Here is a 9505-nt window from a genome sequence, read left to right as displayed (position 1 = left end):
ATAGATATCTGGGGACGGTAAGCCCCGCACAAACTCTAGAAAGCCAGTTTCGGTAGTCGGTGCCCAATTTCCATGCCAACCACCCACTGAGACGATCCAGCGATCTCCCTCGATCGGGATAATACCACCAAAAGTAGTTTGTTGTGGCGGCGCGGGTGAATTCAAAATCCAAGTGTGGCTGCGGGGATCTTCAGGATCGCGCCGATAAATTCGCGTCGCGTAGCCAAGGTGAACATGTACCTTACTCGCAAATGGTGGCTCGTAGCCCAAATCCGCCAGCCATTTCCCAGAGCGGGAACTGCGTCCAGTTACATCCACTACCAGATCCGCAGTTAGCGATCTTTGGGGTGCGCTGTCTTGTTGCTCGACAATAATGCCAATGATTCGATCTCGATCGGGGTTAGTCTGTAACGATTTAACGATCGTTCGATCGAGTAATTTAAGATTAGGTATTGCCAACACCCGATCGCGGATTAAGTGTTCTAGCAATCCCCGGCTCATGGTTGTAGACGGGAACCCAATCTTAAATTGCGATCGATAACCACCATATAGACGCCAACGCATCGACAGTGCAAAGTCATTGATGCTGGCTCCATTGGCTACTAAATCTGCTGGGAGATCGGGAAAATAATCAGTCATTATTTTAAGTCCCATCGCCAGTAATCCATGTAAATGCTGGGTTTGTGGCTGTCCGGGACGCGATTCTGGCGCCTGGTGGACTCGATCTTTTTCTACAATTGTGACTTTATCGAAATGCTTGCTCAATACGCGAGCGGCCAGCAGTCCACCCAAACTACCACCCATCACGATCGCATGTTGACGATTGGCTGCGATTGGAGACATTTGGCACCTGAAAAACTACATTACCCATTTAACAGTTTAATCCTAGACTTCTCAAAGTTTTCAGGAGCGGTCGATCTTTCTGTCTGATGACAGATGAAAATTAACTCTAGTAATAGCAACAATAGCTAACATCACTAAGATTTTAACTAAGAAAAATCATGCTATTTTCTAGCTTGCAGACTAAATTAATTGGACTACTGCCGATCGCACTTTTGGCTCTAACTGCTTGTAACCAAGCACCAACACCAGCAGATCCGCGTGCGACTGGCGATTCAGTCGTGACGACAGCACCAGCTAATAATTCAGCAGCGAACACTGCGCCAGTAGCAAATGTAGATGACGCCGCCGAACAAGTCGAAGAAGCTTTAGATAATCATCCTACTCTGCGGGCATTCGATTTGGATGCTAATGACGAAAACAATAGCATCGTGTTGACAGGACGCGTTCAAACTGAAGCGCAAAAACAACTCGCACAAACGTTAACTCAACAGCTCGCTCCTGGAGTCGCGATCGTTAATCAGATCGTATTTTAGCTTGACAATTGTCAGGCGAGGAGCGCCGTTAAAGATACAGGTATGCCATAAAATCTCAACCTGAAAAACTTCAATGAACTTGCAAACAACCTCACATTGGATCTATGTAGCCGCAATGACTATTGGGGCTTTATACTTTTGGTCTTTGAGCCGCAATCCCAAAGGTGTTCCTCAGTCTGAATATTTAGTCGCCATATTTATTCCCATTTGGTCGGGACTGGCGTACATGTCAATGGCGTTAGGTCAAGGCAAAGTCGAAGTTGCCGGACGCCTCGTTCATTATGCTCGCTATATCGATTGGATAGTGACTACGCCGTTATTGCTCCTGACATTATCTTGGACGGCAATGCAATTTGTCAAAAAAGATTGGACTCTAATTGGCTTTTTGATGAGTACACAGATCGTAGTAATCGTGACGGGGTTAATTGCCGATCTTTCTGCTCAAAACTGGATAAGATACCTTTGGTACATTTGCGGTACGGTAGCCTTCTTGATAGTGTTGTGGGGGATTTGGGTACCCTTACGATCGAAAGCAAATAGTCAAGGCAGGGATTTAGCTAGGCTCTATCAAAAGCTGACAACCTACTTTACAGTATTGTGGATTGGCTACCCATTATTATGGATTGTTGGTTCTTCTGGTCTGCGATTAGTGAGTCAAGACATCGATACCGTACTATTTTGTATCTTGCCTTTTTTCTCAAAGGTTGGCTTTAGCTTTTTGGATTTGCACGGTTTGAGAGGATTGCAAAATCGCCAGTCAGAAACTGGTTTGGATCGTGCTGTCGTTGGCGTAGCCTCTCCCTTGGAGAATCGAGTGCTGCAATTTCGAGATGAGGGTGAGATTTGGGGGAATTCAACATCGCGATCGAGACGTAAAAAAACTCGTCAATTGTTAGATTAGATTAATCTATAAAGATAGAAAGCTAGGCAGGCAAAATGCCCGCCATTAGCTTTTTATGTGTTTAACGTTCGGTTAACTGAGTTAACACCTGATTGGAACGTTCCACGAAAGCATTCATCCCATCGGCATCGATCCCTTTTTGAGCCATCAAAGCTAGATCGTAGATGTGATGACAGACGAGATTAACTAGCGCCTGATTGGGCGAAGTTCCCTCCGTACCCACGATCGATCCTTTGTTGATATTTGCCAGATTTTGAATTAGTGGATGCGCGGTATTGACTACCAAAACGTGTTCTTCTGGGAATTCAGCTATTTGTTGCTGCATCATCGCCATCATTTCACGCATTCGGCGCGTAGATTCGGGCAACAATACCATTGCTGGGGGTGTGGATTGTGCGTTATCACCTTTGAGCGATTCAGTCCGAATCGTTACTTGGGGTTTATTAAGTGCGGTAGTAAAGATTTCTTGAATCTGTTCGCTGCGAGTTTTATTGGTGTTTGGATCGATGATTTCGGGTGTATCATCCGATTGAATCAGACTGCTGTCTAATTCGGCATCGACGCGCGAGAATTTGATATCGCTATGTTCGCGTTCGAGGAAGCTCACAAAGTGGGTGTCGATGAATGAATCGAGGAATAGCACTTCTAAACCTTGACCCTTGTGGAGTTGGACATAGGGTGCTTGACTGGCTTCATCGGTGGCGTAGAACACGCGATTTTCGTACTTCGGTTCGTTTTGACCTTCCGTCGTCGCTGGCGCTGATTTGGCGTGACGCTCTTTGTTGCGCTCTAAGTACTCATTGAGAGTTGTATAAGGCAAACTTGGCGTTGCAGATTGCCAAGCATCATCGCCCTCTGCCGTGCCTTCAGGTGCGGTTGGGGGAGCCGTAAAGGTGGTGCGATAGATGATGATGTCTTCGATTTGCTTTTTGAACTTATCATCGTTCAGACAGCCAAATTTGATGAAGGTGCTGAGATCCTCCCAGCCTTTGGTATAAGCCTCGCGATCGTCGTGATAGAGTTCTTTGAGCCTGTCGCCGACTTTTTTGGAGATATAATCAGAGATCCGGCGGACGGTGCGATCGCTAGTCAGCGCACTCCGAGACACGTTGAGCGGGATATCGGTACTGTCGATAACGCCCCGCAACGGTAGCAAGAATTTGGGAATCACTTCATCACAGCGATCGCTCACAAATACTTGATTGCAAAACAGTTTAGCTTGTCCCTTGGTCAGATCCAAATCTGGGCGCAATTTGGGGAAGTACAGAATCCCGTTGAGCGCAAAGGGATAGTCGGTATTCAGATGCACCCACAGCAAGGGGTCTTCTTCAAAGGGATATAAGTAACGATAAAATTCGAGATAATCTTCTTTTGTTAAATTCTGGGGTGATTCTTTCCAGGGTGCCTTTTGCTTATTAATAACTTCGCCGTCGAGCGAAATCGCCACTGGCATAAAGTCACAATAAGTCTTGACTAATTGCTTGATTCGAGCTGGTTCTAAATATTCAGCTTCCTCATCTTGGAGCGTCAGCGTAATCGTCGTTCCGCGCTCTGTCCGACTCGATTCGCTAATTTCAAAGCTAGGCGACCCATCGCAAGACCAGTGTACCGCCGTCGAGCCATCACGACAAGAGAGGGTGTCGATTTCAACTAGGCTCGCCACCATGAACGAAGAATAAAATCCTAATCCAAAGTGCCCGATAATTTGTTGGTCGCTATTTTTTTGATACTTCTGAATGAATTCTTCGGCACTCGAAAAAGCAACTTGATTGATATATTTTTTGACTTCATCTAGACTCATCCCGATCCCATTATCGGAGATCGACAGTGTTTTTTTGTCCTTGTCGATCGCGATCTGGATCGCAGGTTCGCCGATTTCACCGCTAAATTCGCCCGCGAAGGACACCATTTTGAGCTTACCAATGGCATCGACACCGTTGGAGATCAGTTCGCGGAGGAAGATTTCATGGTCGGTATACAGAGATTTCTTGATGATCGGAAAGATATTCTCGGTATGGATGGTGATGTTACCTTGTTCTAGCACTGTCATATTGCTATCGATCGCTACTTATGTTTTGTTATCAGCATTGTATGGCGATCGGGTGTGTGTAGCTTTTCGGGATTTCCGTACCTCTTCATAGGGGATAGGGGATAGGGTAGATCAATATCCACTGTAAAAGTAGCAGTATTCGGCGCGATCGATTGCTGTGAGCGTTTTTTTGGTAGACTTAATCGCGAAAATAAGTCCGCCGATAATGAGTCCGATGACGGCTAGATAAATGCCAAATAAACTACCGAGTAAATAACCGCTGATAAAGTCGATTGCCATTGCTGTGGCTAGAATTCCTAAGACATCGCGCAGCCGATTGAGACTCAGCAAAATCGAAGTGTTGAATAGACCGATCGCAAATAATAAATATCCTAACCCAGCAACTATTGTCAAAATGTTATCATTCTGACTGCGATGTAAGATCGACAGCAACATTAGTGTCATAGACATCAACACTCCAAAGTACAGGAGAATTCGCCCAATGGACGACCAGTATTTTTTTTGCAGTTGCCAAGATAGACTATCTACTTCAGCTAGAGTCATATGTTTGGCAAGCTCGTACCAATATGTAATTAAGTTATAACTAAAATATTCGACCAGGGGAACGATCAGTAGGAGATTTAACAATGCTAAATCCATACTATTTTGATATGCGAGATTGTTACCAGAAATAATAGCAAAGTGTCCGGCAGTAGTAATGTTTGCGACTAGCCGATCGGCAAAGATAAATCCAAAATAAGTGATACCATAACAAAAGTATGGGATCAATAAATAAATTAGAATGCTCAGATGTGGTAAACGGACTAGGTCGCCAAATTTCGGCTTAATTGCTCGTGCTTCGATCTGGGTGAATATCCATAGAACTGATAGCGAGATAAAAGCGATCGCAATGGTTGATATCTGAGCTTCTAAAGCACTTAACTCGATAAATACTCTAAATATAAAAAAGCAACAGGTAATCCCAATCAGGATGACTGGAGCGGCAAATCGATACTGAAGTCCGACGATCGCAAACAACATCCAGATCGTACTAAGAATAATGTAATAAAGACCAGCAATAATAATATATCTATCGGTCGTAACTCCCTGATAGAAACCAAAGATAATACCGATAGAAGTCAGTAAAATAGTGGTAAAAATTCCCATCGACAGAATTGAATTACAGATCCGATTGGCTTGAACCGGATCTTTTAATCCCATATAAAACAAGCCCCGCCTCGTAATCATCTGGACAAAGCCGCTACTCGTAATCAGACTTGCCATCGTGACGAATCCAAACAGCGTATTTAACGCTGGTGGTAAAAAGTCCATCCTTTTATCGAGCGGCCAGTAATTGAGGACGAGGAGAATAATAAATGGAATGGTATAAACAAAGCTATGTGAAAATTGAGTGATGAATATATTAAACTTCTCACTAAATTTCAGCGCTGGCTTGGGAACATAAATTGCAGCATCGACATAGGGAAACTGCTCGCGTTGGGCATAAATAAATTGCCCGAGTACTAAGGCATTCGGACAGCCAAATTCAGTCGCGATCGTTTTATCGGTATATCCTAAAGCTTCGACGATCGCGACAATTTCCCAAGGATCGCAAACATTAGGATAGTTGATATAAATTGAATCGATTAAATTTTGGAGAGAATGAGTGGTCATAGCTTACCATGCAGTTTTAGTTCTGAAATTCTCGCTTGCCGAATCAATTGCTGATACAGCTCGAAATAAGTTTGAACGCACTTTTTGAGGGTAAATAAATCCAAGGCACGATCGCGAGACTTCTGACCGATCGCGGTGCGTTGTGCTGGTGTTAAACTGAGCATCTGGACGATGGCTTCAGCTAGCTCGACGGGATGATTGGCGGGGACGATCGATCCGGTATCGCCCAAAGCCTCTGCCACACCGCCGACATCAGTCGCCACGATTGCCGCTCCACACAACATTGCTTCGATAACTGCATAGGGAAAACCTTCCGAAATACTCGACATTACTACTAGATCTGCTGCGCTATATACCTGCCACGGCTCGCTGGTAAAGCCTGCAAACTTAACGTTATTTTCTAATTGATGTTCGGCGATCTTTTGCTGACAGCGCTCAAAATAATTTGGATCTGAAGGTTTACCATAAAGCTTAAATTCAACATCGGGAAACTTGTTGCAGACGATCGCCGCTGCTTCGATGAGATTCAACTGTCCCTTCAGTGCAAAAATCAGACCCATATTAATTACTATTGGATGAATATTGGGGCGATCTGGCAATTGTTGAGGTTTAAATTTCTGCGGATCGGCACCATTATAAATGACTTTAATCTTCTCTGGCGGTACTTCCCACCATCCTTCCCAGCGAGTATTATATTTGCAAACTGGAGCCACAACATCGGCAAAATGATAATTTAATTTGACTACCGCGCTAACTAGATAATGCAAAAAGCGGCGGACAAATACCGACGGAATCGAGGTACGTAAATTTAGATATTGTTCGCGAATATTCGTACCGTGCTCGGTCAATAGATAGGGAATCCGATATTCGATTTTTCCAATTACGCCGAGTAATCCACAATAACTAGCAGCCGAGGAATGAATCGTATCGACCATCGGAATCGGGACATTCAACGGAATAAATAATCGATATAGCAATCGCAATGTTTCGGTAATCTCACCTAAAGTAATCCGATTGGTCTCGATCTGGGATTGCCAACCTGTAGTGACTAGTTTTTGAAAACACTTCCACACTTCGATCGACATCATCGTCTTGTGATAATCGTACCGCAGAAAATATTTATGGATGGCAACAAATGTCTGCCCCAGGGTGTGGATATCCATCACCTCTGGCGAAAGAATCCCCATTAATAGCTGCTCGAAAATGGGGATAAAGCGGCGATCGATAACCGTCCCAGTAGTGGCAATTTTGCTCTTGAGGGCGCGTGAAAAGGGAAATCGCCACCCGTACTCGATCGGGTCTTCCGTGCCCCACAGCGGCACTTTGAGTAGTTGAGTGACGTTGGGTGCTAGTTGGTATTGTTGGGGTAGATAGGGATTGGCAACGATCGCCAAAATCTTGAAATCTACTTCTGGCATCTGCGTGGTTAATTCATGACACCAAGTACTCACGCCCCCACCCAAAAATGGGTAAGTTCCTTCGGTTGTCATCAAAATGCAAGACCTCATTGATAATTAATAATCTCACATTTTGCATTAAAACAAAGTTAATAGTGTTTTAGTGAATAGTGGATAGTGAATAGTGGATAGTTTTGGTAATTAGGAGTAAGTAGTAGGGTGGGCAATGCCCACCGCAATGTTTAACGGTGGTTCTAGTATCTAAAATAAACTGGCTGACAGCTTTACTAAGGAGCAATCTTTGTGAAATATTAACTCTATTTGGGGAAATAAACAGTCCCAGTTTGACCGATCGCGATCGTTGGCTGGGGATTGGTGAATTCGACTTCGATTCGCTGGGTCGATCGATTTTCTACGGGAGAGGTAGCGCCAACGAGTGGAGGCGCAATACTAGTAACTAAAGCGACTAGTTCTTGACTGTTCAAAGCGTTACCCACCTTGACGAGCGCTCGTTGTCCGGGTTTTAATAAGGCGGCTTGTTGTGGCTCCAACTCCACGCCGATCTTGAGTTTTTTGGGATCGGTAATACTCATCAACTTACTTCCCAAAAATACTCGATCGCCGACCGCAACCGGGATGTCGATCGCCGTGCCCGCGATCGGTGCGGTAATATCAATTTTGGTGGGTTCGAGGACTGGTTTACGATTGACTGGTAGACTAGCCACCCGACTACCGGGCAACACTTGTGGCAGTTGCTGCAATTTTGTCTCGATCTGGCGAAGATCGGCGCGAGCAGCTTGAAGTTGCGCTTGGAGTTGTTGCAGTTGTCCGGCTTGTTCGGTGAGTGTAAGTTGTTGCTGGAGTTGTGTCGATTGTGTCTGCACGGTTTGTCGCTCGGTGGCAACGCGGGCGGCAGCGACTAGACTATCATAATCCGCTCGGGCGATACTGAGGTCAGATTTAGCGACTGTCAGCTCTTTTTGGGCTTGTTCGAGTCGTTCTTGAGAGATCGCCCCTTGACTTTGATACTGAGCCAGTCGCTCGGATGTTGTCAATGCTTGCTCATAAATTGCTTGAGCGCGGTTGATGGCTGCGCGTTTTTGTTGCAGGGGCAGTTGAGCTGGCTGAGTGGCGACGACATTTGCCCGCACGTTAGCTGCCGCTAGCTGTTGGCGTAACGGGGCAATCTGCCGCTGATAATTGGCGATCGCGATTTGGATGGTGTTAATGCGTCCGATGGCTGCTTGGCGCTCTCCCTGAAGGAGTTGTTGCTGTTGGTTGACTTGCTGCTGTTGCTGGTTGGCTTGCTGGATGATGGCTTGCTGTCGTTCGGCATCGAGCTGTTGCTGTTGGAGCATTTTGGTTTGATTATTACGTTCGGCATCGATATTCCGAATGGTCAATAATCGATCGCCAGCCCGCACTGTCTGCCCGAGCTGGATCGGCAGTACTGAGACGATTCCCGGGATCGTCGCATCGATTTTGGTGATGTGTAGCGGTTCGATTTTGCCGACAAATGGGAGATCGTGCAACTGTCGAGCGCGGTCTTTGGGATCGGGGGTAGCGGCAGGTTGATTGAGACTTTGGCGGAGTAGATAGAGCGCACATGTCAACCCCAACCCAGCGAGTACCAGTGCAGCGGCTTGATACCACCCGATCGATTTACGCGATCGACCCAATGCGGTAATATCTAAAATCAGCTCTGAAGGTTGATCGAATTCGCTGCCAGGAACGATCGCGGTGCTCGGCGGTTTATTGATGCCCGTCAGTTCCAAGCCACCGGGATAATCGAGCCGACTCAAGGGCATTTGACCGCTGCGCGGCTTCCACTCTAGCACCCCAAGATCGATCTGATTGGGAATAAATTTTTCAAATAAACCGGGCGCGATCTGCATGTAGCCCCGATTGACAAACCGGACGGCATCACAAATTTCCTGTGCGGGGGCACCTTTGAGAATATAGCCATTGGCACCAGCCTGGATCGAATCGGCGACATATTCATCGCTGTCATGACTGCTGAGCACGAGGACTCTGGTTTTGAGCGAGCTGTGGGAGATAATTTTGGTTGCCAGGACACCATCGATATCGGGCATCTCCATATCCATGAGCACGACATCGGGCAGGAGTA

Annotated in this window: 7 protein-coding genes; 2 read left to right on the top strand and 5 right to left on the bottom strand. The window is 45.9% G+C overall.

Annotated features, from left to right (window positions below):
• Positions 1 to 843: NAD(P)/FAD-dependent oxidoreductase (locus RMO52_RS23245; RefSeq protein ID WP_396135090.1), on the bottom strand; the 843-nt coding region annotated here is incomplete at its 3' end.
• A gap of 158 nt (positions 844 to 1001) precedes the next feature.
• On the opposite strand from RMO52_RS23245, the gene RMO52_RS23240 reads away from it, so the two are divergent.
• Together RMO52_RS23240 and RMO52_RS23235 are read left to right on the top strand one after the other, a co-directional pair.
• Positions 1002 to 1376: a BON domain-containing protein gene (locus tag RMO52_RS23240; protein ID WP_310419072.1), complete on the top strand. Its 375-nt coding sequence runs from the start codon at positions 1002 to 1004 to the stop codon at positions 1374 to 1376.
• A 73-nt stretch (positions 1377 to 1449) separates the two neighbouring features.
• Positions 1450 to 2277 carry a bacteriorhodopsin gene (locus RMO52_RS23235; RefSeq protein ID WP_310419069.1) on the top strand — a complete coding sequence of 276 codons (828 nt, stop codon included), beginning with the start codon at positions 1450 to 1452 and terminating at the stop codon, positions 2275 to 2277.
• Between the two features lie 61 nt (positions 2278 to 2338).
• On the opposite strand, the gene htpG is transcribed toward RMO52_RS23235, so the two are convergent.
• The 4 genes from htpG to RMO52_RS23215 all read right to left on the bottom strand — a co-directional run.
• Positions 2339 to 4327: a molecular chaperone HtpG gene (gene htpG, locus RMO52_RS23230; RefSeq protein WP_310419066.1), complete on the bottom strand. Its 1989-nt coding sequence runs from the start codon at positions 4325 to 4327 to the stop codon at positions 2339 to 2341.
• Between the two features lie 111 nt (positions 4328 to 4438).
• Positions 4439 to 5980 carry a hypothetical protein gene (locus tag RMO52_RS23225; protein WP_310419063.1) on the bottom strand — a complete coding sequence of 514 codons (1542 nt, stop codon included), beginning with the start codon at positions 5978 to 5980 and terminating at the stop codon, positions 4439 to 4441.
• Positions 5977 to 7470, bottom strand: a complete 1494-nt coding sequence (locus RMO52_RS23220) for a DUF3492 domain-containing protein (protein ID WP_310419077.1) — start codon at positions 7468 to 7470, stop codon at positions 5977 to 5979. Before RMO52_RS23220 ends, RMO52_RS23225 begins: the two co-directional genes overlap by 4 nt.
• A 224-nt stretch (positions 7471 to 7694) precedes the next feature.
• Positions 7695 to 9505: response regulator (locus RMO52_RS23215; RefSeq protein WP_310419061.1), on the bottom strand; the 1811-nt coding region annotated here is incomplete at its 5' end.

It is taken from the genome of Chamaesiphon sp. OTE_8_metabat_110, from assembly GCF_031382685.1.
Lineage (GTDB): Bacteria > Cyanobacteriota > Cyanobacteriia > Cyanobacteriales > Chamaesiphonaceae > Chamaesiphon.
The sequence above is the reverse complement of the archived record's forward strand: the minus strand, read 5'-3'. Positions and strand labels throughout refer to the sequence as shown.